Here is a 22,001-nt window from a genome sequence, read left to right as displayed (position 1 = left end):
AATTTAACATCTGCGACGTGAAAGGGGCTGTGAATGACGTTCGCCGCGGTCGTGTTCGACCTCGACGGAGTACTGGTCGAGAGTGAACACCTCTGGGAAGAGAACTGGGTCGCCTACGCCGCGCGACACGGTGTGCAATGGACGGCCGACGACACCGCGACGGTGCAGGGGATGAGCGCTCCCGAATGGGCCGCCTACCTCGCCGACCGCAGCGGCACGACCGAGACCACACAACAGGTCGAGGACGCGGTCGTCGACGGCATGATCGCCTCGATCGAGGCGGGCGACGCGCCGCTGCTGACCGGCGCCGACGGCATGGTGCGCGGCGTCGCGGCCCGCGCACCCGTCGCGCTCGCGTCCTCGGCGGCGCGCAGGGTGATCGACGCCGTCCTGGCCACCCACGGCCTGACCGGCGAGTTCAGCGCCACCGTGTCGAGCGCCGAGGTGCCACGGGGCAAACCGAGCCCCGACGTGTACACCGAGGCCGCCGCACGACTGGGCGTGCCGGGCACCCGCTGCCTCGGCGTGGAGGACTCCAGCAACGGCATCAGGGCGGCCGCGGCCGCCGGACTCACCGTCGTCGCACTGCCCAACCCGACCTACCCGCCGAAGCCGGACGCACTCGAACTCGCCGCCGCCGTCGCGGCCGACAACGACGACGTCCACCGAACCCTGCTCGCCTACCTCACCGGAGAGTTGGTGCGATCGTGACCGTGCTGGGAACCGCCGAGACCTTCAAACGGGACTGGGTCGACGGCTTCGTCACCGCGTACGGACGTGAGGTGCGCAAGGTTCCCGACGCCTACGGCGTCGTCACCGCCGACGCACCGAGACCGGGCAAGGTGGCCGTGGTGATCGGCGGCGGCTGCGGGCATTACCCCGCCTTCGCGGGCCTCGTCGGTCACGGACTGGCCGATGGCGCCGTCGTGGGCGACGTGTTCACCAGCCCGAGCGCCGAGCAGGTCCACCGCACCGCCCGGGCGGCCGACGGCGGCGCAGGCGTCCTGTTCGGCTACGGGAACTACCAGGGCGACGTGCTCCACTTCGGCCTCGCCGCACGACGGCTGGCCGCGGAGGGCATCGACAGCCGCACCATCCTGGTCACCGACGACGTCGCCAGCGGCCCCGCCGAGGACCCCGCCCGCCGCCGCGGCGTGGCAGGCGACTTCTTCGTCTTCAAGGTGGCAGGCGCCGCGGCCGAACGCGGCGACGACCTCGACGGCGTGCACGCCGCGGCGGTGAAGGCCAACGCCCGCACCCGCACGTTCGGCGCCGCCTTCGGCGGGTGCACCCTGCCGGGAGCCACCGAACCGCTGTTCACCGTCGCCGACACCGACATGGAGCTGGGCCTGGGCATCCACGGCGAACCCGGGGTGCGCACCGTCGGCCGGCTGGCCGCCACCGAACTGGCCGACGAGCTCGTCGACGGCCTCCTTCCGGAGCTGCCGAACGGGGACGGCCGCGTCGCCGTGCTGCTCAACGGACTCGGCCGCACCAAGTACGAAGAGATGTTCGTGACCTACAAGCGCATTCACGAACGCCTCGTCGCCGCGGGCCTGGACCCCGTGCACATCGAGGTCGGCGAGTTCGTCACCTCGCTCGACATGGCGGGCGTGTCACTGTCGGCCATGGTCCTCGACGACGAACTGGCCGAGTTGTACGCCGCACCGTGCTCGTCCCCCGGATACCGCAGCGACGGCCGGCCCGCCGCGCCGGTGCGGTCGTCCGTCACTGTCGACGACACGCTGGCCCCGCCGCAGCACGCGGGGGAGAGCATCGTCGACAGGGCACTCACCGCGGCACTCGAGCTGATCGAGGAGAACGAGGACGAACTCGGCAGGCTCGACGCCGTCGCCGCCGACGGTGATCACGGCCTCGGCATGACCCGTGGCATGCGCGCGGCGGTCACCGCGGCACGGACCTGCGAGAACCCGGCCGAGCAACTACTCGCCGCGGGAACGGCGTTCGCCGACGCGGCGGGCGGCGCCTCCGGCGCGCTGTACGGCGTACTGCTGGCCGAGACCGGCGCCGGCCTGCGGGGCGAGATCACCGTCGAAACCCTCGCCGACGCCGTCGACGGCGCGGTGCGGGCGTTCACCGCGCTGGGCAAGGCCGAACCGGGCGACAAGACCATGCTCGACGCCATCGAACCGTTCCGCGCCACACTGCGCGCCACGGTCCGAGCCACGGGGCGCGGCGACGCCGGCTCAGACATCGCCGACGCGTGGCGCAAGGCCGCCCAGGCGGCCACCGTCGCGGCACAGGAGACCGCGGATCTGCTGCCCGGCAAGGGCCGGGCAGCACGCCTGGCAGAGCGCAGCAAAGGACACGCCGACCCGGGGGCGACGTCGTTCGCGCTCCTCGTCACCGCGGTCGGCGACGTACTGGGAGGGCAGAACTGATGCGAATCGTCGTCGCGGCCGATGACGCGGGCGTGGGGCTCAAGGACGAGGTGCGGAAGCTGCTGTCCGCCGACGACCGGGTGACCGAGGTGATCGACGTCGGCGTGGCCGGCCCCGACGACCACCGCGCATACCCCGTACTCGGGCTGGCCGCCGCCGAGAAGATCGCCGCAGGCGAGGCCGATCGCGGTGTACTGGTCTGCGGCACCGGAATCGGCGTGGCCATCTCGGCGAACAAGGTCGCGGGCGTCCGGGCCACCGTGGCCCACGACTCCTACTCGGCCGAGCGGTCCGTCAAATCGAACAACTGCCAGGTGATCACGTTCGGGGCCCGCGTGATCGGCCCCGAACTCGCCAAGCGGATCGTCGGCGAGTGGCTCGGCTACACCTTCGACCCGGCCTCGGCCAGCGCCGCCAAGGTCGCCCACATCACCGACTACGAACAAGCGGGCGCCGCGACCTGAGTCCGGCGACACCGGGAACCCAGCACCGAGAGGAACAATGACGTTGCGGATACTCGCTGCAGGAGACGAGTTCGTCAGGACCGAGCTGCTCGCCGACGCGGTGCGCGGCCAGGTCCCCGACGCTGAGCTGTCGCGGTTGTCGCTGCCCTGGCCGGTCGAACCGTTCGGTCCGGTCGGCGGGGTGCAGGAGGCGAGCGGCACCGAGCAACAGGTGATCGAGGCGCTGGGCGACGCCGAGGTCGCGGTCACCCAGATGGCCCCGTTCACGAAACAGGTCTTCGCCGCGGCGCCGAACCTGAACCTGGTGTCGGTCTCCCGTGGCGGACCGGTGAACGTGGACCTCGACGCGGCCACCGAAGCCGGCGTCGCGGTGACGTTCGCACCGGGCCGCAACGCGGCCGCGGCAGCGGAGTTCGCACTCGGTCTCATCCTCGCCGCCATGCGCCGCATTCCGACGGCGTCCGCCGAACTTCTCGGCGGGCAGTGGCGAGGCGACTACTACGCCTATGCCAACGCGGGTCTCGAACTCGACGGCACCACGGTCGGCCTCGTCGGCTACGGCGCGATCGGCGCCAGGGTGGCGAAGGTTCTCGTCGCGTTCGGTTCGCGCGTGCTCGTCGCCGATCCGTTCGCCGACCCCGACCGGATCGCCGCCGACGGTGCCGAGCTCGTCGACCTCGACGACCTGCTCCGGCGCAGCCCGGTCGTGAGCCTGCACGCCCGCCTCACCGAGGACACCCGGCACCTGATCGACGCCGACAAGCTGGCGCTGCTGCCCGACGGCGCGGTGCTCGTCAACTCCGCCCGCGGCGGCCTCCTCGACTACGCACCGCTGCCCGGGCTGCTGCGCAGCGGCAAGCTCGCGGCGCTCGCGCTCGACGTGTACGACGAGGAGCCGCCGCCCGCCGACTGGGAACTGCGGGACGTGCCGGGCGTGATCGCGACCCCGCACCTGGCCGGATGCAGCAAGCAGACCGCCCAGCGGGCCGCCGACATCGTCTCCGCGGAGGTGGGCCGCTACGTGCGCGGCGAGCAGCTTCTCAACGTCGCCAACCCGGCAGTGCTGCGATGAACCGCATCATCGGCGTCGACATCGGAACCTCGCTGACCAAGGCCGTCGCGTTCGACGACGACGGGCTGGCGATCGCCGAGGCATGCACCCCGTCCGAGCTCGACCAGCTGCCCGGCGGCCGCGTCGAACAGGACCTGGAGCAGGTCCTCGGCACCGTCGCGACGGTGGTGCGCCGGGTCGCGGCCGAGCTGACCGAACCCGTCGGCGCCGTCGCGCTCACGGGACAGGGCGACGGCGTGTGGTTGCGGGACGAGGACGGCCGCGCCGTACGTCCAGCCGTGTCCTGGTTGGACGGCCGCGCGAATGCCCTACTGGCCGAGTGGCAGGCCGGTGGGGTGGCCGCGGAGGTGTTCCGCCGTACCGGATCGGGCATGTTCCCCGGCTGCGCCGGCCCCGTGCTGTCGTATCTGGACGCCCACGAACCCGAGACACTCGACCGCGCGGCGGTGGCCGGCTACTGCGTCGACGCCGTGCTGCAGCGGCTGACCGGCGAGATCGCCGTCGACGTGTCCGACGCGTCGCTGCCGTTCCTCGACCCGGCGACCCGCCGTTACGACGACGCCGCCATCGCCGCGTGCGGCCTCACCCACCGCAGGGATCTGCTCGCCGAACCGGCGGCGCCGAGGAGCGTCTTCGCCCTCGACGCCCGCGGCGCCGAGCTGCTCGGCCTCCCCGTCGGACTGCCGGTGACGGCCGGACCGTTCGACCTGCCTGCCAGTGCCATCGGCGCAGGCGTGCGCAAACCGGGCGACGGCATCCTCACCGCGGGCACGACGCTCGCGTGCCAGGTCCTCACCGGTGACGCGACGTTCGACCCGGCAGGCGAACCCGCGGGCATGTTCCTGTCGACCCCCAACGAGGGCGAGTACCTGCGAGCGATGCCCGCCATGGTCGGCACCGCGAGCATCGACTGGGCGTGCCGGATGTTCGGAGTCGAGGTGGGCAGGATCGGGGAGCTGCTTGCGGCGAGCGGCCCGGGCGCACGCGGGGTTCGAGCGCTGCCGTTCCTGTCGGCGTCGGGGGAGCGGGCACCGTTCGTGGACGCGGCGGCACGCGCCCAGTTCTCCGGCCTGAGCCTCGAACACGGACCGGCCGACGTCGTGCGCGCGCTGTGCGAGTCGATCGCCTACGCCGCCCGGCACTGCTTCGACGCGGCAGGCCTGTCCGGAACGTTGTACGCGTGCGGGGGCGGAGTCCGTTCGGCCGAGTGGACCCAGATCTTCGCCGACGTGCTGGGAAGGCCGATCGTGATTCCGAGCGATCCGGGTGTGGGCGCACGCGGAGCAGTGCTCGTGGCGGCCGAGGCGCTGGGTGAGCCGTTCGACGCCGAGCGCTGGGCGGCCAGTTCGCGCACGGTGCAGTTCGAGCCGTCGGCGGCCGAGTTCTACCGGTCGGGCTACGCCGACTACCAAGCGGCGCTGGCCTCGGCGCGCCAGCTGTGGCGACTGTGATCGGTGACCCAGCCGCGAGCGAGTCAACCTACGGTTGCGTAGCCTGGCGGTGTGGCAGAGATCGTGTACCCGCCCGTCGTGCTGGCGGCCAAGACCATGTTCCGTGTGCTCGACAACCGGCTGCGGGTGACGGGCACCGAACACGTCCCGCGTACCGGCGGTGCGGTGATCGCCTGCAACCACATCGGCTATCTGGACTTCATCTTCTGTGGCCTCGGCGCGCAGCCCGCGAAACGGCTGGTGCGGTTCATGGCCAAGAAGGAGATCTTCGACAACCGAATCGCGGGCCCGCTCATGCGCGGGATGCACCACATCTCGGTGGACAGGGGAGCGGGCAAGGCCTCCTACGACGAGGCCGTCGACCGGCTGCGCTCGGGCGAGGTCGTCGGTGTGTTCCCGGAGGCGACGATCAGCCGGTCGTTCACGATCAAGCCGATCAAATCCGGTGCCGTGCGCATGGCCGCCGACGCGGGCGTACCGGTCGTGCCGATGGCCCTGTGGGGAACGCAGCGGCTGTGGACGAAGGGGCGTCCGAAGGAACTGACGAAGCGGCACGTGCCCATCCACATCCATGCGGGCGAGCCGCTGCACCCGACGCCCGGCGACGACCCCGACGCGCTCAGCGGTGATCTTCGCGTGCGGCTCCAATCGATCCTCGACGAGCTGCAGGAAGGCTATCCCGACCGGCCCGCAGGCGAGGACGACCGCTGGTGGCTGCCCGCGCACCTCGGCGGCACCGCACCGACCCCGGAGGAAGCGGCCGCGCTCGACGCCACACGTCCGGCCGGCGACTGAGCCGACCGAATCGTCGGTGGTGGCTCGTACCGTGCTCGTATGACGTACGCGAATGTCAGCACGTTCGATGCCGTGCCCGGTAAGCGTGACGAACTCGTGGTCCACCTGACGAGCTCGAAGCCCGGCCTGACGGCGGCAGGGTGCCTGTCCTACGAGGTCGGCGTCTCCGAGGACCAGCCGGACACGGTGTTCGTCTCCGAACTGTGGACCTCGGCAGAAGCACATCGCGGGTCGCTCGAACTCCCCGAAGTCCGGGAGGCGATTGCGGCGGCGCGCCCACTGATTTCGGGGCGTTCCGGTGGCTTCGCCTTCGACGTGGTCGGCTCGCCGCTGCGCGCGGGTGACCGGTAGCACCCGCCGGAAGCGCCCCGCGGCGATGATCACTCACCGCTGTTTCGACACCGTGTCGAAACAGCGGTGAGTGGATCCCGACGAGCGACCACGAGGGGAGAGGTGCCTATCGGCCCCGACGGGACCCGCCGCAGTAGCTGTCGCCGCAGTATCTGTCGTTGCAGAGTGCCGCGACGCGGAGTGTGCCGTGTGCAGTCGCCGGTGGCGTTTGTCTGCACCACCGATCACGCCGCGCGACGAATCGCAGTCGAGGGCGACGGCCGGCGGGTTCACCCTTTGGTATGCGCGGAACCCGCCTTCACGCGCCGGTGGCTGTAGTAGAGCAGGACGAGCAGCACGATCCCGGAAACGATCAAGCTCACGCCGGTGGCCCAGCCCGCCAGCGGTACCTGCGGCACGAGTCCCCACACGACTCCGGCTCCGATCAGTCCCAGTCCGGCCGCCACCGAACCGGCGATCCGCAGTGGAGTCGCCACACTGGTCTCGGCCGCTTTCATCGCCTGCTCTCGGACCGGTTCGACGTGACGTTGCAGCGCGGGGAAGGCCGCCGCAAGCGTGACGAGCCCGGCGAGCACCAGGAGCAGGCCCGGGCCGGGCAGCACGAGCAACACCACGCCGCCCAGTAGCACCACGCCGCCCACCACGGCGAGCACGACGCGCGTCAGCGGGTTTCGCTGGCCCATGTGCCTCCTTCGTCCCCGCCGGCGGCCGTTGCGTCGAGTCTAAGGTTCTGGCGGCGGGTACGCCCTTCCACGTGGCGACCTCGGACCCGTCGCAGCGACAGTCACCGCGGAGGTTCATGCAGGGGGTCGTGCGAGGCAGGGGTAGCCGCACTTGACGCGGACGTTCGGGTCCGAGCTTGACCGTTCGGTCAACCGCACGGTTCCGGCCGCGCAAAGGGGAGCGGCCCCTATGATTCGACCGTGGGTGGACACGGTGAGGATCGCACGCAGGCCCGCGGCCCGGGGCGAGGCCGCGGGCCTGCGGTTCCACCCGGATTGGCCCCACGGCGAGCAGAAGATCATCGAATCGCTCGCAGCAGACAGGGAACCCGCTGACGTCGGCGACGCCACGTTGCTGCCGTCGCTCTGTCACATGGCCGACGAATCAGGCTTGGACGACCTCGACGCTGCAGTGGAGGCCCATGTCCACGGTGCGGTGAGACTCGACCTCCACGTCGACGCGATCGTCCTCGACCCGTGTTTCGCTCGCACCGACGTGGAGGAGGCGGCTACGCGGACCGACTGTCGCGTCGAGTTCCATCCGGGTTTCCTGGCTGCACCGGACGACATCGACGAGTCGTATCGCGAAGCACACATCGTCGCGCTGGCGCAAGAACTGGGACCCGTGCTGACTCCGAACGTCATCGGCGACGCGGCACGGCGTGGAGAGCATCCACGGCAGTGGATCAAGCAGGTGTGGCACTGCCTGGCGCGCTTCGGCCGGAGAGCGGTCGGGGCGCCCCCTCAGAACACTACTTAACATAATGTGCATTATCGGCACTCGGATAACCGGCACAGAGGACCCATCTCAGAGGCCGACGACGTCCACCGGAGGCCGTCACCGCTCGCGCGACACCGCAGGACGGGTCGGCTGACATCCGCATCATCCGGAACCGAAGCACCTGTGCCGCCGGCGCCTGTCTCCGTAGCCTCGGCGTGGTGACCAACGACGACCACATCACCACGGACAGAACGACGGCCGAGCCGGACACGACCGCAGACACAGCAGCACACACAGCGGCTTCCAGGTCGAGCTGCACCGAGATCACCGACGTCGCGACCCTCACGGAGCTGCTGGGCGAAGCTCTGCCGCGCGTCTGGACGAAGGAACGCACCGAGCTCACCGAACTCGACCGGGACTGGCTCGCCGTGTCGCCCTTCTGCTTCCTGGCCACGGCCGACGCCGACGGTCGCTGCGATGTCTCACCGAAGGGCGATCCGGCCGGACGCCTCGTGCACGTCCTCGACTCCAGCACGATCGCCATCGCGGAACGACCCGGCAACCGCCGCGCCGACGGTTACCGCAACATTCTGGCGAACCCGCGCGTCGGGTTGAACTTCGTCGTCCCGGGGCACGGCGACACGTTGCGCATCAACGGCCGCGCGCGGCTCGTCAGCGACGCACCGTTCTTCGCCGACATGGTGGTCAAAGGCCATCGTCCCGTACTGGCCGTCGTCGTCCACATCGAACAGATCTTCTTTCACTGCTCGAAGGCGTTCCTCCGGGCCGGCCTGTGGCAGCCGGAGTCCTGGAATCCCGACGAGCTGCCACGGCGCGCCGTGATCGCCGACCGGGTCGAGAACACCGGCATGACGCTCGGCGAATTGGACGACCACTACGGCGAGCGCTACCACGAGAAGCTCTATCGCGGCTGATCGGAACCTCTCCCCTTCGGCACCAACGTCCGGACACTCACGTCTTTTTCGTCACGGTGTCGAAAAAGACGTGGCGGGAAGGCGCCGGGGCGAAACACACGTCGGAATGGTGACGCGCGTGCCGCGTGTACTCGTCGGCGCCGTCAGCGGAGCGCTTCGATGTCGCGCGCGATGCGGGCCACCTCGACGGACAGCTTCTCGAGCTCGTCCGGTTCGGCACCGTCCGCGGCCGCGGTCGCCACGTCCTCGGCGGCACAGCGCAGTTGGAACAGTCGGTCCTGCAGCGACGCGACCTCCGCACCCGACAGCACCACGGCATCCTCTGGCAGTCCTGTCCGTTGCACCGCCGTGCGCCGTTCGTAGGCACGTTGGCGGCACGATCGGCCGCAGTACCTCCGCCGACGCCCCGCCGCGGCGGGCTGTTCGACGGCGCGGCCACACCAGCCGCAGTGCTGCGGCACGGGCGTACGCAGAGCCTGCAGTTCCTCACGGGACGGCGTCGCACTCACCACACCGACCTTAGACGGCCACTCGAAGTCCATGCCGCGGCCACGCCGGTCCGGCAGACTGGACGACGTGGCGCATACCTGGCATCGGCATCCCCATCCGTACCTCGACGACACGTTCCCCCGCGCGCTGGCTCACCGCGGCTGGCACGTGGGCGAGCTCGACGGGCTCGAGAACTCGCTGCCCGCCTTCCGCCGCGCGGCCGAGGAGGGCTACCGGTACGTCGAGACGGACGTGCACGCCACATCCGACGGCGTCGTCGTGGTGCATCACGACGCGCTGCTCGACCGCACGACCGACGGCACCGGCCCCATCGCCGAGCAGTCGTGGGATGCGGTCCGCCGCGCGAAGATCGACGGCCGCGTGGCGGTGTCGCGACTCGAGGACGTGCTCGAAGAGCTGCCGGACGTGCGGTTCAACATCGATGTGAAGGCCGACGACGCGGTCGGCCCGTTCGTGCGGGTCCTGGAGCGGAACGGCGCCTTCGACCGGGTCGCCGCCGCGGCGTTCTCCGACTCCCGGCTCGCGCGACTGCGCGCGCTGGGCGGTGACCGGCTGCTCACCGCATGCGGCCCGCGCTCGGTCGCCGTGCTGTGGGCGAACGGCTGGGTGCCCTTCGTGCGGCTCGGCGGTATGTCCCGTGGGTCGATGGCGCAGGTGCCGCGGCGACAGGGCCGCATGACGGTCGTGGACCGCGCATTCGTGCGCGCGGCCCGCAGCGCGGGGGTTGAGGTGCACGTCTGGACCGTCGACGACGCCGACGAGATGCGGTCGCTGCTGGACCAGGGAGTGCACGGCCTCATCACCGACCGGCCTGACGTGCTGCGCGACGTCCTCCAGGAGCGGGGCGCTTGGGCCGCGGAACGGCCGGAAACCGCTCCCGACGCGGCAGGGAGCGCAGACTCCGCGGATGGTTGAGACCGCGGCGGAGCGTCACCGCGGTGCGGTTCCCTCCCATGCGGCCTTCCAGGTCTTGGGGCCGAGCCTGCCCGAATCGCGGATGTCGTTGGCCCGCTGCAGGTCCAGGACCGCTTCCTTCGTCTCGTCGTAGTAGCAGCCGGTGCCTTGGAAGTCGTAGCCGAAGTCGTTCATGCGCAACTGGAACGTGCGCAGCTGCGGGGCGCAGTCCCCGTAGGCGTAGACCAGGCCCGGCCAGTCGGGCATCGCCGGGCCGCCCGGCGACGGCGCCGCGGGCTTCCTGCCTCCGATGTAGGCCGATTCGGTGCGGCTCGGCACCATCTTGCTCCGTGCGTCGGCGTCGTCGGCGAGCCCGACCATGCCCGCGCACTCCCACGGTTGCCAGCCGCGCATGCGGTACAGATACAGCGCGCGGTAATCCTGTTCGGCGGGAGTGGCCAGGTCGGGCCTGCCGGTGCCGCCGACACTCCGCCACGTCGGCAGGTCGAACTGGTAAGCACCGTAGTATCCGGTGCCCGTGTTCACGTGGTACCGCTCGGTCGACTCGCACATGCGCAGCTTCGCCCAGTCGGCGCGATCGGGATCGGCGGACGTGGGTGCGGCGAGCACGAACTGCACACCGAGTGCGGCCAGGACGACGAGGAGCAGTCTGGTGGAGCCCCGTGCCAGGCCACGGAGTCGGCGGCTGTTCATAACGGCACGGTAAGTAAACCGGACAACCGCCACAACAGTCACACTGGAAACGGCAGCATCACGTACCACACGTGGGGGATGCTGCTACGACACCCGGGATCACCCGGACAGAGGGCACCGTCGACGGACACGGTGCACCGCCGAACGTCGGGCCCGTGGCACCGGGACCGACCTCCGGGCGTCACACGGACGACGGGCGCGGCCGTACCGGGCCCGCATGAACGACCACGACCGCATCGAAGGACACCGACACCGCATGACGAGCACGTTGCCCGGCCCGCAGCCGCCAGCCGATCCCGCACAGCGAAAACGGGAACAGCGCGGCTGGTACTTCTACGACTGGGCGAACTCGGCGTTCTACACGTCGGTGATCACCGTGTTCGGTGCGCTGTACATGAGTGCGGTCGCCGCCGACGCCGCGCGGGCGGACGTCGAACGTAACGGTCCCGCCGCGTGCACCGGTCCCGACGGCGGGGAGAACCGCCTCGTCGACTGTGACATCTCGGTGTTCGGGCTGTCGTTCCCCGCCGGGTCGCTGTGGGGCTACCTGCTGGCGGTCGCGACGATCGTGCAGGTCGTGGTCCTGCCGATCGCCGGCGCGATCGCCGACCGCAGCCAGCGCAAGAAGACGATCCTCGCGGGCTTCGCGTTCCTCGGTGCCGCGGCGTCGGCGTTGCTCTTCTTCGTCGACGACGGCCGGTGGGAGCTGGGCGCGGTCCTCTACATCGTGGCCAACATCGGCTACGGCGCTTCGATCGTCACCTACTACGCGTTCCTGCCCGGCATTGCGACGCCCGACGAGCGGGACGACGTCTCGGCCAAGGGCTGGGCGTTCGGCTACCTCGGCGGCGGTGTCGCGCTGGCGCTGCAGCTGGCGTTCTATCTCAGTCACGACGCGATCGGCGTCAGCGAGTCGATGGCGGTACGGATCTGCTATCTCTCCTCGGGACTGTGGTGGGCGCTGTTCACGCTGATCCCGTTGCGCCGGTTGAAGGAACACCAGAGCCCCCACGGCGGCGAGAAGGGCATGCGGGTGCTCACCGCCGGGTTCGTGGAGCTGAAGGACACGTTCAAGGCGGCGAAGGCCCTGCCGCTGACGCTCGGCTTCCTCGGCGCGTATCTCGTCTACACCGACGGCATCAACACCGTGGTCAGTGTGTCGGCCCAGTACGGCACGGAGGAACTGGGTTTCAGCGACCAGGTGCTGATCGCGACGGTGCTGGTGATCCAGTTCGTGGCCTACATCGGCGGTATGGTTCACGGCTTCGCAGCCCGCAGGTTCGGGGCGAAGAAGGTGATCCTCGCGAGCCTGGCGGTCTGGGTGCTGGTGCTGGTGTTCGCCTACTTCGTCGAAGAGGGCCAGGCGATGCAGTTCTACGCGCTGGCCGTCGGTATCGGCCTGGTCCTCGGTGGTACCAACGCACTGTCCCGCTCGCTGTACAGCCAGCTCATCCCGGCCGGTAAGGAAGCGCAGTTCTACTCGCTCTACGAGGTCGGCGAGCGAGGCACGTCGTGGCTGGGGCCGCTCGTGTTCGCGGGCGTGGGCCAGGCGACGGGGTCGTTCCGGTACGCGATCATCGCCCTCGTGATCTTCTTCGTCGTCGGGTTCGTCCTCGTGGCGCTGGTTCCTGTGAGAAGGGCCATCGCGGCGGCCGGCAACGAGGAGCCTGCGGTGCTGTAGCGGAGGCGGCCGCTAGGGTTCTCCGGCGTGACAGCGCTCGAGAGCCCCGGAGCAGATCCGACCGACGCTCTTTCCCCGGTCCCCGCCTGGGGTTCGCGCCGCGAGGTGCCGAACGTCGGGAAGATCAAGTTCTCGTACGGTCCGATGGACTGCGGGAAGTCGACCCTCGCGCTGCAGATCGATCACAATCTGGCGCGCCAGGGCAGGCAGGGACTGCTGCTGGTGAGCAACGACCGCGCCGGTCCCGGTCAGATCACGAGCCGGATCGGGATCACGCGGGAGGCGCTCGAGCTGGACGCCGGCACGGATCTGCGCAGCGTGGTGCGGCAGGCGTGGGAACAGGGCACACACGTCGACTACCTGATCGTCGACGAGGCGCAGTTCCTCTCCCCTGTCCAGGTCGAGCAGCTCGGCGAACTCGCGGACGAGGCCACGATCGACGTGTACTGCTTCGGCATCGCGACCGACTTCCGCAGCAGGCTGTTCCCCGGCGCGCGACGGCTGTTTGAGCTGGCCGACGAGTTGCAGCCGGTGCAGGTCGAGGTGCTGTGCTGGTGCGGGCTGCCCGGCCGGTTCAACGCGCGGGTGTGCGGGGACGAGGTGCAGCGCACCGGTGACACCGTGATCGTGGCGGACACCGCCGACGTGGCCGACGACGCGCAGTCCGATGCCGGCACCGCCGGCGATGGTCACGCTGCCGATGCCGGCAGCGCCGCGCCGAACGAGCCCGGCGCTCCCCCGACCGTGTCAGTCGTGGCCGCTCACACCTCGGACGACGACGGCGATGCGTCCATCGCGGAGGTGAATCGGGCGACACCACCCTCCCAGACCGACAGCACTACGGTGCGTTACCAAGTACTGTGTCGGCGGCATTACCGCCTCGGAGATCTCGGACCTGCCGGTTCCGGCCACGGTCAGCTGCGGCTGACCTGACGATCGGCCCGACCCCGCACCCGCGGGGTCCCCCGCGCGGGGGTGTGTCCGAGAAGCGCACCCATCGGAGCGTCATACGAGCGCGGCTGCCGTCTCCCTTTCGGGAGAAGACCGTTAGTTACCGGCGCGATTCGTCGCGGCGGGCGTGCCGAGTGCCGTCGGTTACGATCCGGCGTACGGGGAATGAACCCGACGGCGACGTTCGTTGCACTCGGTGAGCATGACCCGGGCTCCACCGGGAGCCGACTGAAAGGACTCATCATGGCCGACCGTGTTCTCCGTGGCAGCAGGATGGGAGCGGTTAGCTACGAGACCGACCGCAACCACGATCTCGCTCCGCGGCGTAGCGTGCGCTACGCCTGCCCCAAGGGCCACGAGTTCGAGGTGCCGTTCTCCGATGACGCCGAGATCCCTCCGACGTGGGAATGCCGACTGCACGGCAGTGAGTCGGACATCATCGAGGGCGGCCAGACGGAGCAGAAGGAGGTCAAGCCTCCGCGTACGCACTGGGACATGCTCCTGGAACGCCGGTCGGTGCCGGAACTCGAGGAACTGCTCAATGAGCGGCTCGAGGAGCTGAAGGCCCGCCGCGGCCGCTCGTGACGCGGCGTCCCTGACAGCCCCGGCGAGGCGAAGCTCGTCCGGGTCGTCGGCCGGAGATTTCGCTCCCACCACACCGTTGGCGCTCCCACCACACCGTTGGCGCCCGCACCTCACCGTGAGGTGCGGGCGCCAACGTCTGTCCGGGTCGGTTCGCTCCCATGCCGCCGTTTGGCACAGCGCGCGGCACACCGGGTGCCCGAGCCGTCACCGCGGCCGCTGAGCAGCGCCTCCCATTTCGCCAAGCCAACCGGGCGGCGCGCCTGCGACGGTGCGTGCATGATCAGGAGAATCTTTCCCTACGCCGACGGAGACGATCTTCCAGCGTCCCGTGAGTTCTACGTCGGAGTGTTCGGGCTCGAAGTCGCCATGGAAGAGCCGGTACTGGGCCTGACGTCGCCTGCCGACTCCTCCGACCAGGTCCTCATTCCGCCCCGAGGGATGGAGAACCCGTCGCCTCGCTTCGGGATCGATGTGGGCGAGCCGGCGGCGGTCGATGCCGCACACGCCGAGGTCGTACGCCGCGGTCTGCGTGTCGTGTATCCGCTGACCGACGAACCGTGGGGTGTGCGCCGCTTCTTCGTGGCGGATCCCAGCGGCACGGTCGTCAACGTGCTCGCCCACCTGAGGTGACCGATGTGCCGCCACATGCCTGGCAGGATCGCGACTGCGAACCGTGACTCCGTGGGAAACGACTACGACGCATTCGCCGAGGCGTACACGGCGGCGAATGAGGACGGCCTGATCAATGCTCTCACTATGCTCGGCCGGCGATTCTGGACCTCGCCGGGGATGTGAGCGGTCGGCGCGTGCTCGACGCAGGCTGCGGTTCCGGTCCGCTGTCGGCGGCGTTGCGTGACCGAGGCGCGACCGTGACGGGATTCGACCTCAGCCGGAGGATGGTTCAGCTGGCCCGCGATCGCCTTGGTCCCGGCGCGGATCTTCAGGTGGCGGATGTGGCCGCGCCACTTCCCTATCGCGACGGAGCCTTCGACGACGTGGTCGCTGCCCTCGTCCTCCACTACCTGGAGGATTGGGCGGCACCCGTATCGGAGCTCCGCCGTGTGCTGCGACCGGGCGGACGGCTGATCGTCGCCGTCAACCATCCGATCATCTACAAACTGATCCACCCCGACGCCGACTACTTCGCCGTCGCGCGATGGTCCGACGAATACACCTTCGACGGGCAGCGTGCGACTTTGACCTACTGGCATCGTCCGCTGCGCGCGCGATGACGGAATGCTTCACCTCGGCGGGCTTCCGTATCGCCGTCCTGGACGAGCCCCCGGCCGCGGCGAGTGCGCGCGAACGGTTCCCCGACGAACTCGGCGGCCGGTCCTCGTTCCTGTGTTTTCTGTTCTTCGTCCTCGAGGCGGCATGAGCGCGCGCCGTGACGAGGCAGGTTCCGTCGTGGTTGCTTCGGTTGTCATGCGGGCCTTCCCGCCTCTGCTGTCTCGGGGCGCCCGGCCGTTCGGCCGTACATGGCGGCGTGGTGGAACGCCGTGAGCGCGTCGTCGATGGGATGGGCCTGCGGCCTGCCGGTGTCGTCGAGGAGGTTCCACCGCTGCAGGTTCATCGCCACGGCGAACTGCCGGCTGCCGTCGGCCGCTGCCATGGCGAGCGCACCGCCTCCCCACACGGTTCCGCCGTGGCCCCAGAACGCACGGTCCCGCGTGTCAACCATCGGGTGCAGCCCGAGACCGTAGTCGATCGTCGTGCCCTCCTGGGAGATGACCCGCACCGTGCGTTGCATCTGCGCCAGTGACGACGGGGTGACGATCTCGCCCGCCAGCAGCATGCCGAAGAACTGGTCGAGGTCGGCGACGGTGGAGATCAGCGAGGCCGCGACGCCCACCCAGGACATGTCGAAGACGCTGTAGTCGCGCGGCGGGTCGATCATGCCGAACCACGCCTCGTAGAGCCGGGAGTGCAAGCCGCGGATGTGCGGATCGGTCGGGAACGCGGTGCCGTTGAGCCCGGCGGGGGCGATCACGTTGCGGGTGATGCAGTCCTCGGCGGGTTCGCCCGTGACCTCGGCCAGCAGTTCGCCGAGGAGGAGGTAGTTGGTGTTGGAGTACACGCCCGGTGTTCCGCCCGGGGTGCCGACGGCGGGTGCGTCGACGCCCAACCGGATGAGGTCGACGGCGCGGAACCGCGTGAACCTGTGCTCGTCCAGACTGTCGGGCCGAGTGCCGGCGAGGTCCGGGAACGCGTTCAGCGACGGGTAGGCGTGCGGCAGGTACTCGGCGAGGCCACTGGTGTGGTTGAGCAGCATGCGCACGGTGACCGCCTCTCCCCGATCACCGGGCACGAGACGGGGAAGGTAGTGGCCGATCGGCGTGTCCAGCCCGATCCGGCCCTGTTCGACCTGCTGGAGCACCGCAGCGGCGGTGAACGCCTTGGTGATGCTGCCTACGCGGTGTCGCATATCGGCGGTAACGGGACGGCCGGTCGCGACGTCGGCGACCCCCTCGGCGCCGCGCCATGTCTCGTCACCGGCCCGCACCTCGGCGAACAAGCCCGGTAGTCCGGCACGGTGCCCGTGCTCCAGCGCGGCGGTCAGTGCGTGCGGGTCCAGGGGTGTCGTCACGGCACGAGTCCTTTCGTCTGTCGAGGGGCTCGCCGCCGGAGGTGGAGCCGGTGGTCCGCCCGGTCCGTGCGCGAATCCTCCGCGTCGATGTCCTCATTATGCACGCACTGCGTGCAGCGACAAGTGCATCGGTTATGCTTCGGGTGACGAGAGGAGCCCGATGACACCTCGCAGGCGCTGGTCCACCGACGAGATCCTGGATGCCGCGGCGGCTCTGTTACGCACGACCGATGCCGAGTCGTTCAGCGTGCGGAAACTCGCCCAGACCCTCGGCACGGATTCGTCCAGCCTCTACCGGCATTTCCGCAGCAAAACGGAGCTGCTGCGCGCGGTCGCCGACCGGGTCCTGCTCGCCGCGGTCGACGACTACCGCCCCGAGGGCGACTGGAAGCAACGCATCACGGCCCTCGCCCTGCGGGTGCGCGGCGCCTTCGGGCAGCAGCCCCAGCTGGCCGCGGTGTGGGGCCGCTACGTCTCGAGTGGTACCGGCTCCCGGTTGGTCATGGAGGAGATCCTGCAGGCGTTGCAGCTGGCGGGTCTGCCCGACGAGCAGGTTCCGGCCCACTACCACCGGCTCGCGGTACTGCTGTCCGCCCTCGTCGCCTCGGACGCCGGAATCAGCGCCGTCGACCCTGCCGAGCGGGAGCAGGGCATGGAGCTCTTCCGCGTCGCCGTGCTGGGCGCCGACCCGGATCGGTTCCCCACGCTGGCCCACTTCGCCCGCGACGTCCGTCCCCTCGGGACGGACCGGCCCGGAGCGTTCGAGGACATCCTCGCCGCGCACCTCGCCCACATCGAGGCCGCACTACCCGGGACCGGCCGCGAGGGCTGAGATCCTGCGGCCCGCTCGTCGTGACGGTTCGGGCGGAGCGTCCGCAACACGGCGGTCGCCCCGCCCTCGGAGCCGCGGGCATGGAGCGGCTGATGTATCGCGGCCCGGCCGCCCTAAGCCCGCTGCGAGCGGCTGCGCCTGCCGAGCACGAGGGCCGCCGCGCCGAACGCGAGCGCGCCGACGATGTTGATCACAGCGACCACGCCGAACGCGGTGTCGAACCCCGACGTCGCCGCGATCGTGGTCAGCAGTCCGCCCAGCGTGGCCACACCGATCGCCACGCTCGCCTGTTGCATCGTCGAGAACAGTCCTCCGGTGAGACCGGCGATCTCCTTCGGCACCGCGTCCATCACGACACCGAGCAACGGTCCGAACTCCAACGCCAGCACCACGCCGTAGGCGGTTCCCGGCACTTGGAACCACAGCTCCCACGACCAGCGCCCGTCGGGGCCGACGAACGAGATCGCGGCCATGACTGCCAGCAACACGGCCTGTGCCAACGCCGCCGCGGCCAGGACGCGCGGACCGCCGAACCGGCCGATCACCCGCGGCGTGAGCCGCATGCCGACGACGAAGGCCACGCAGCACAACAGCAGCGCAGCACCCGATTCCAGGACGGACAGGCCGTGGCCTCGCTGGGTGATGAGCGCGAAGTCGAACATGAACGCCCCGAAGCCCACGAAGAAGATCACCACCATCGCAAGGCCGATCCGCATGGCAGGCAGGCCCAGCACCGACGGCGGCAGGACCGGCTGGCCACCCCGCTGTTCGAGCCGCCACTGGTGGAAGCCGAGCGCGGCCAACGCGACGACGGCCAGGCCCAGCACGGCCAGCACGTCCCCGGACCAGCCCCTGCCCGGGCCCAGGGACAGGCCCACGATCAGGGTGAACAATCCGACGGCCAGCAGGACCGTGCCGGTGTGATCGAGGGTGCCGGGCGCGCTGCTCCGCGTCTCCGGTACCCGGCGTGCCCCGAACCAGCCGAGGCCGGCGAACACGGCGAAGGCCAGGAACGAAGCCCGCCACCCGCCGGCCGTGCCCAGCGCGTCGACCAGCACGCCACCGGTGGCCAGTCCGCCGATGGTGCCGAATCCGGAGGACGCGCCGTACCACCCGATCGCGCGCGCCCGGGTGGCTCCATCGAAGGTGTGCTGGATCGTCGCCAGCACTTGCGGCAACGTGACCGCCGCCGCAGCACCGAGTACGAACCGGGCAGCCACGAGGACCGGCACGCTCGGTGCGAGGGCCACGAGCACACAGGCGACCGCGATCGCCGCGATGCCGCTGCGGAACAGGAGCCTGCGCCCGATGCGGTCCCCGAGCCTGCCGGCGAACACGAGGCCGGACGCGAAGGCCGCGCCCAGTGCGGCGGTCGCCAGGGCGAGTTCGGAATCCGTGGCGCCGAGCGCGGCCTGCACCGCCGGCGCGACCGTGTTGGACAGCGCCATCAGTGAGGTGGAGAAGAACGAGCCGAGGTAGAGCGGCCACAGGGCCGCGACGCCGACCTCGGGTTCGGCCGGAGGTGCATCGGTGGTTGTCATGCCCCGAGCGTGCGGGCGGGCATCACGCGCGCCCAGTGTGTCGGCATGCTGGTGGCGCGAGCACCACCCTCGGCGGCGTGCCGGGACGCATAATCGGGGCATGGCCACGAGCAGCGAGGAGCTCGGCGTGTTCCTCAAGAGCCGCCGCGCATGCGTCACCCCGGCCGAGGTCGGGCTGCCGCCGGGCACCCGGCGGCGGGTTCCCGGGCTGCGCAGGGAGGAAGTGGCGGTGCTCGCCAACGTCGGCACCACCTGGTACACGTGGCTGGAGCAGGGCCGCCGCGTGCAGCCGTCGATCACCGTGCTCGGATCGATCGCCGACGCGCTACTGCTGAGCCACGCCGAACGTGCCCATTTGTTCCGGCTCGCCGGCTACACCGCCGCGGCCGACCACGCGGGCGAATCGGCGATCTCGGACCGGCTGCGCACCACGCTCGACCAGCTGTCGCCCTTCCCTGCCATGGTGACCGACTCGCAGTACTTCCTGCGCGCGTACAACCAGTCCTACCGCTACCTGGTGCACGACATCGAGTCCTACGCCCCGCAGGACCGCAACAACGTCCTGCTGACCCTCGCCGATCCACACTGGAGGGCCGCGTTCGTCAACGTCGACGACTACGCGGCCGCACTCGTCGCGAGAACGCGCGGGGTCTACGGCACCACTCTCACGGACCCGGCCTGGCCGCCGCTGTTGGAGCGGCTGCGCGCCGTCCCCCGGTTCGCCCAGCTCTGGGACTCCGGTGCCGTGGGTGTCGAGTCCCGCTGCCAGCCGCAGATCCGGAATCCCCACGTCGGCACCCTGTCGCTGCAGACGCTCGGGTTCACGGTCGCCGAGAACACGCGGCTGACGCTCCGGGTGTTCCAGCCGGCGGACACCACCACCCAGTCACGGCTCGAGACGCTGCAGAACCTCATCGAGAGCGGGCGGATCGAGACCGGACAGCAGGCGCGACGGCATCTGACCCCGGTCGCGGCCGACGACGGCGGCCACGGCGCTGCTGGATAGAGACCCCGGACAGTGAACGGCGGCGCCGTCGGACGGCGCCGTGCTACGCCAGGTCGGAAGGATCGGTGTTGGCGCCGCAGAGCACGACGGCGACACGTTCGCCGGCCGCCGGCCGGTAGGCACCGGCCAGCAGCGCCGCCGGTGCCGCCGCCGTGCCGTGTTCGACCACGAGGCGGAACTTCTGCCACAGCAGTGTCCGCGCCGCGACGATGTCGGCATCGTCGACCAGCACCGACGTCACCCCCGTGCGCGTGGCGACCGCGTGGGCGATCCCGCCGATGCGAGTGGCGCCGAGCGCGTCGGCCGCGACGCCCGAGACGTCGACGTCCACCGGCCCGCCTTCGGCGAGCGCTGTGTGCAGAGTGGGGATCGTCGCGGGTTCCACGCCCACGACGTGTGCGCGTCCTTCGGTCGCCGCGGCGATCCCGGCCACCAGCCCGCCGCCGCCCACGGCGACGAGGATCGTGTCGACGCCGCCGGTCTGTTCCAGCAGTTCCGCGCCGAGTGTGCCCTGTCCGGCGCAGATCTCGGGCTGGTCGTAGGCATGGCAGAACAACGCGCCCGTCTCGGCGATGTCGGCCATCGCGGCGTCGTAGGCATCGGCGTACTTCGTCCCGACGGCCACGACGGTGGCGCCGAGGTCCGCGAGCTTGGCACGTTTGACCGCGGGCGCGGTCTCCGGGACGTACACCCGCGCGGGCACGGCCTGCGTGGCGGCGGCGTGTGCAACGGCCAGGCCCGCGCTCCCGCCCGACGCGGCGACCACGCCGGCGTCGGTCAGCTGCCCGTGGGCGGCCGCGGTGAGGATGCGGTTGTACGCGCCGCGAGCCTTGAACGAACCGGTGTGCTGCAGTTGCTCGAGCTTGAGCCACACGGTCGCCGCCGCGGCGTGCCGCGACGGCGTGTCCCGCTGCAGTGCCGAGGCGTCGGCCTGCAGCAGCGGTGTCGTGCGGAGGTGGCCGCGGATCCGGTCCCGTGCGGCGGCCACGTCGGCTGCGGTCAGCATGCTCAGCGCCGGGTCACCAAGCGGCGCAGCTGGCCCAGGCGCCGTCGCAGACCCCACTGGGCGACCCGCACCATGGCCTCCCCGACGATCGAACCGTTCATCTTCGAGGTGCCGATCTCCCGCTCGGTGAACGTGATCGGCACCTCGACGATGTCGAACTCCGCCTCGGCCGTGCGCAGGGTCAGGTCGATCTGGAAGCAGTAGCCCGCGGAGGCGACCTCGCCGAGCGGCAGTGCGGCCAGCACCCGTGCGCGGTAGGCGCGGAACCCGGCGGTCATGTCGTTGACCGGTACGCCGAGCGCGATGCGCGAGTAGAGGTTGGCGCCGCGGGAGAGCGCCTCGCGGTGTTTCGGCCAGTTCACCAGCGCGCCGCCCGGTACGTAGCGCGAGCCGATGACGAGGTCGGACTCGTCGAGCGCGGTTAGCAGCCGTGGCAGGTCTTCCGGGGCGTGAGAGCCGTCGGCGTCCATTTCGACGAGCGTGCGGTAGCCGTGGTCGAGTCCCCAGTGGAAGCCTGCGATGTAGGCGGCGCCGAGCCCGGCCTTCTCCGTACGATGCAGCACGTGGACGCGGTCGTCCGAGGCGGCGAACTTGTCGGCGAGTTCGCCGGTGCCGTCCGGGCTGCCGTCGTCGACGACGAGCACGTGCACCTCGGGCAGCGCGTCGTGGAGGCGTTGCAGCAGCGGCGTGAGGTTCTCGCGCTCGTTGTAGGTCGGGACGATCACCAGCACAGGATCGATCTCGCCGGCGTGCGTGCCCTCCGCCATGTCGCTCCCCTGTC

23 protein-coding genes and 1 pseudogene are annotated in these 22,001 nt (G+C 70.4%); 17 read left to right on the top strand and 7 right to left on the bottom strand.

The features are described 5' to 3' along the window. The first annotated feature begins 33 nt into the window (after positions 1-33). Genes LY12_RS07615 through LY12_RS07585 form a run of 7 tightly spaced genes read left to right on the top strand, consistent with a single transcriptional unit; the run spans position 34 to position 6,535 of the window. Positions 34-711, top strand: a complete 678-nt coding sequence (locus tag LY12_RS07615; protein ID WP_253854317.1) for an HAD family hydrolase — start codon at positions 34-36, stop codon at positions 709-711. Then, positions 708-2,402 carry a dihydroxyacetone kinase family protein gene (locus tag LY12_RS07610; RefSeq protein WP_253854315.1) on the top strand — a complete coding sequence of 565 codons (1,695 nt, stop codon included), beginning with the start codon at positions 708-710 and terminating at the stop codon, positions 2,400-2,402. Before LY12_RS07615 ends, LY12_RS07610 begins: the two co-directional genes overlap by 4 nt. Further along, positions 2,402-2,866 (top strand): ribose-5-phosphate isomerase, encoded by a 465-nt coding sequence (locus LY12_RS07605; RefSeq protein WP_253854314.1) that lies wholly within the window; start codon positions 2,402-2,404, stop codon positions 2,864-2,866. Before LY12_RS07610 ends, LY12_RS07605 begins: the two co-directional genes overlap by 1 nt. Positions 2,867-2,909: 43 nt before the next feature. Further along, a complete protein-coding gene (locus LY12_RS07600) occupies positions 2,910-3,938 on the top strand; it encodes a 2-hydroxyacid dehydrogenase (protein WP_253854988.1) in 1,029 nt (342 codons plus the stop codon). Beyond that, complete coding sequence (locus LY12_RS07595) at positions 3,935-5,389, top strand: FGGY-family carbohydrate kinase (protein WP_253854312.1); 1,455 nt, start codon at positions 3,935-3,937, stop codon at positions 5,387-5,389. Before LY12_RS07600 ends, LY12_RS07595 begins: the two co-directional genes overlap by 4 nt. Before the next feature lie 51 nt (positions 5,390-5,440). Beyond that, a complete protein-coding gene (locus tag LY12_RS07590) occupies positions 5,441-6,184 on the top strand; it encodes a lysophospholipid acyltransferase family protein (RefSeq protein ID WP_253854310.1) in 744 nt (247 codons plus the stop codon). 39 nt (positions 6,185-6,223) lie between these two features. Further along, positions 6,224-6,535, top strand: a complete 312-nt coding sequence (locus LY12_RS07585; RefSeq protein WP_253854309.1) for a putative quinol monooxygenase — start codon at positions 6,224-6,226, stop codon at positions 6,533-6,535. A 269-nt stretch (positions 6,536-6,804) separates the two neighbouring features. Here the strand turns inward: LY12_RS07585 and LY12_RS07580 are convergent, their stop codons facing one another. Further along, positions 6,805-7,218 carry a PGPGW domain-containing protein gene (locus tag LY12_RS07580; RefSeq protein WP_253854308.1) on the bottom strand — a complete coding sequence of 138 codons (414 nt, stop codon included), beginning with the start codon at positions 7,216-7,218 and terminating at the stop codon, positions 6,805-6,807. A 244-nt stretch (positions 7,219-7,462) separates the two neighbouring features. On the opposite strand from LY12_RS07580, the gene LY12_RS07575 reads away from it, so the two are divergent. After that, complete coding sequence (locus LY12_RS07575) at positions 7,463-8,017, top strand: DUF3626 domain-containing protein (protein ID WP_253854307.1); 555 nt, start codon at positions 7,463-7,465, stop codon at positions 8,015-8,017. 284 nt (positions 8,018-8,301) lie between these two features. Continuing rightward, on the top strand, positions 8,302-8,913 hold the full coding sequence (locus tag LY12_RS07570; RefSeq protein ID WP_372493481.1) for an MSMEG_1061 family FMN-dependent PPOX-type flavoprotein: 612 nt from the start codon (positions 8,302-8,304) through the stop codon (positions 8,911-8,913). A 143-nt stretch (positions 8,914-9,056) separates the two neighbouring features. On the opposite strand, the gene LY12_RS07565 is transcribed toward LY12_RS07570, so the two are convergent. Continuing rightward, on the bottom strand, positions 9,057-9,422 hold the full coding sequence (locus LY12_RS07565; RefSeq protein WP_253854306.1) for a hypothetical protein: 366 nt from the start codon (positions 9,420-9,422) through the stop codon (positions 9,057-9,059). A gap of 67 nt (positions 9,423-9,489) precedes the next feature. On the opposite strand from LY12_RS07565, the gene LY12_RS07560 reads away from it, so the two are divergent. Further along, entirely contained in the window at positions 9,490-10,338 is an 849-nt protein-coding gene (locus LY12_RS07560) for a glycerophosphodiester phosphodiesterase family protein (protein ID WP_253854305.1), read from the top strand. Positions 10,339-10,353: 15 nt separating this feature from the next. On the opposite strand, the gene LY12_RS07555 is transcribed toward LY12_RS07560, so the two are convergent. Next, positions 10,354-11,031: a transglycosylase family protein gene (locus LY12_RS07555; RefSeq protein WP_253854304.1), complete on the bottom strand. Its 678-nt coding sequence runs from the start codon at positions 11,029-11,031 to the stop codon at positions 10,354-10,356. 256 nt (positions 11,032-11,287) lie between these two features. On the opposite strand from LY12_RS07555, the gene LY12_RS07550 reads away from it, so the two are divergent. The 5 genes and pseudogenes from LY12_RS07550 to LY12_RS07530 all read left to right on the top strand — a co-directional run bounded on the left by LY12_RS07550 (position 11,288) and on the right by LY12_RS07530 (position 15,626). Further along, positions 11,288-12,712 carry an MFS transporter gene (locus tag LY12_RS07550; protein ID WP_253854302.1) on the top strand — a complete coding sequence of 475 codons (1,425 nt, stop codon included), beginning with the start codon at positions 11,288-11,290 and terminating at the stop codon, positions 12,710-12,712. Between the two features lie 27 nt (positions 12,713-12,739). Beyond that, positions 12,740-13,645, top strand: a complete 906-nt coding sequence (locus tag LY12_RS07545) for a thymidine kinase (protein WP_253854300.1) — start codon at positions 12,740-12,742, stop codon at positions 13,643-13,645. Between the two features lie 261 nt (positions 13,646-13,906). Beyond that, positions 13,907-14,248, top strand: a complete 342-nt coding sequence (locus LY12_RS07540) for an RNA polymerase-binding protein RbpA (RefSeq protein ID WP_253854298.1) — start codon at positions 13,907-13,909, stop codon at positions 14,246-14,248. Positions 14,249-14,524: 276 nt separating this feature from the next. Further along, complete coding sequence (locus LY12_RS07535; RefSeq protein ID WP_253854296.1) at positions 14,525-14,878, top strand: VOC family protein; 354 nt, start codon at positions 14,525-14,527, stop codon at positions 14,876-14,878. A 15-nt stretch (positions 14,879-14,893) separates the two neighbouring features. Next, positions 14,894-15,626, top strand: a pseudogene (locus LY12_RS07530) (class I SAM-dependent methyltransferase). 45 nt (positions 15,627-15,671) lie between these two features. Here LY12_RS07530 and LY12_RS07525 read toward each other — a convergent pair. Further along, positions 15,672-16,835: a serine hydrolase domain-containing protein gene (locus tag LY12_RS07525; protein WP_253854293.1), complete on the bottom strand. Its 1,164-nt coding sequence runs from the start codon at positions 16,833-16,835 to the stop codon at positions 15,672-15,674. A gap of 160 nt (positions 16,836-16,995) precedes the next feature. Here LY12_RS07525 and LY12_RS07520 point away from each other — a divergent pair, with 160 nt between their 5' ends. After that, positions 16,996-17,667, top strand: coding sequence for a TetR/AcrR family transcriptional regulator (locus tag LY12_RS07520; protein WP_253854291.1), 672 nt, complete (start codon positions 16,996-16,998; stop codon positions 17,665-17,667). 113 nt (positions 17,668-17,780) lie between these two features. Here LY12_RS07520 and LY12_RS07515 read toward each other — a convergent pair whose 3' ends face one another. After that, positions 17,781-19,208: an MFS transporter gene (locus LY12_RS07515; protein ID WP_253854289.1), complete on the bottom strand. Its 1,428-nt coding sequence runs from the start codon at positions 19,206-19,208 to the stop codon at positions 17,781-17,783. 100 nt (positions 19,209-19,308) lie between these two features. Between LY12_RS07515 and LY12_RS07510 the strand changes: the two genes are divergently transcribed. Then, positions 19,309-20,214 carry a helix-turn-helix transcriptional regulator gene (locus LY12_RS07510; RefSeq protein ID WP_253854287.1) on the top strand — a complete coding sequence of 302 codons (906 nt, stop codon included), beginning with the start codon at positions 19,309-19,311 and terminating at the stop codon, positions 20,212-20,214. A gap of 43 nt (positions 20,215-20,257) precedes the next feature. Here the strand turns inward: LY12_RS07510 and LY12_RS07505 are convergent, their stop codons facing one another. Further along, positions 20,258-21,220, bottom strand: a complete 963-nt coding sequence (locus LY12_RS07505; protein WP_253854285.1) for a serine/threonine dehydratase — start codon at positions 21,218-21,220, stop codon at positions 20,258-20,260. A gap of 2 nt (positions 21,221-21,222) precedes the next feature. Then, the gene (locus LY12_RS07500) at positions 21,223-21,987 is read right to left on the bottom strand and encodes a polyprenol monophosphomannose synthase (RefSeq protein ID WP_253854283.1); all 765 of its coding nucleotides are present in this window, start codon (positions 21,985-21,987) and stop codon (positions 21,223-21,225) included. Between the last annotated feature and the right edge of the window lie 14 nt (positions 21,988-22,001).

The sequence above is a fragment of the Prauserella alba genome (assembly GCF_024171735.1).
GTDB classification, from domain to species: Bacteria; Actinomycetota; Actinomycetes; order Mycobacteriales; family Pseudonocardiaceae; genus Prauserella; species Prauserella alba.
This window is presented reverse-complemented; position numbering and strand designations above follow the sequence as displayed.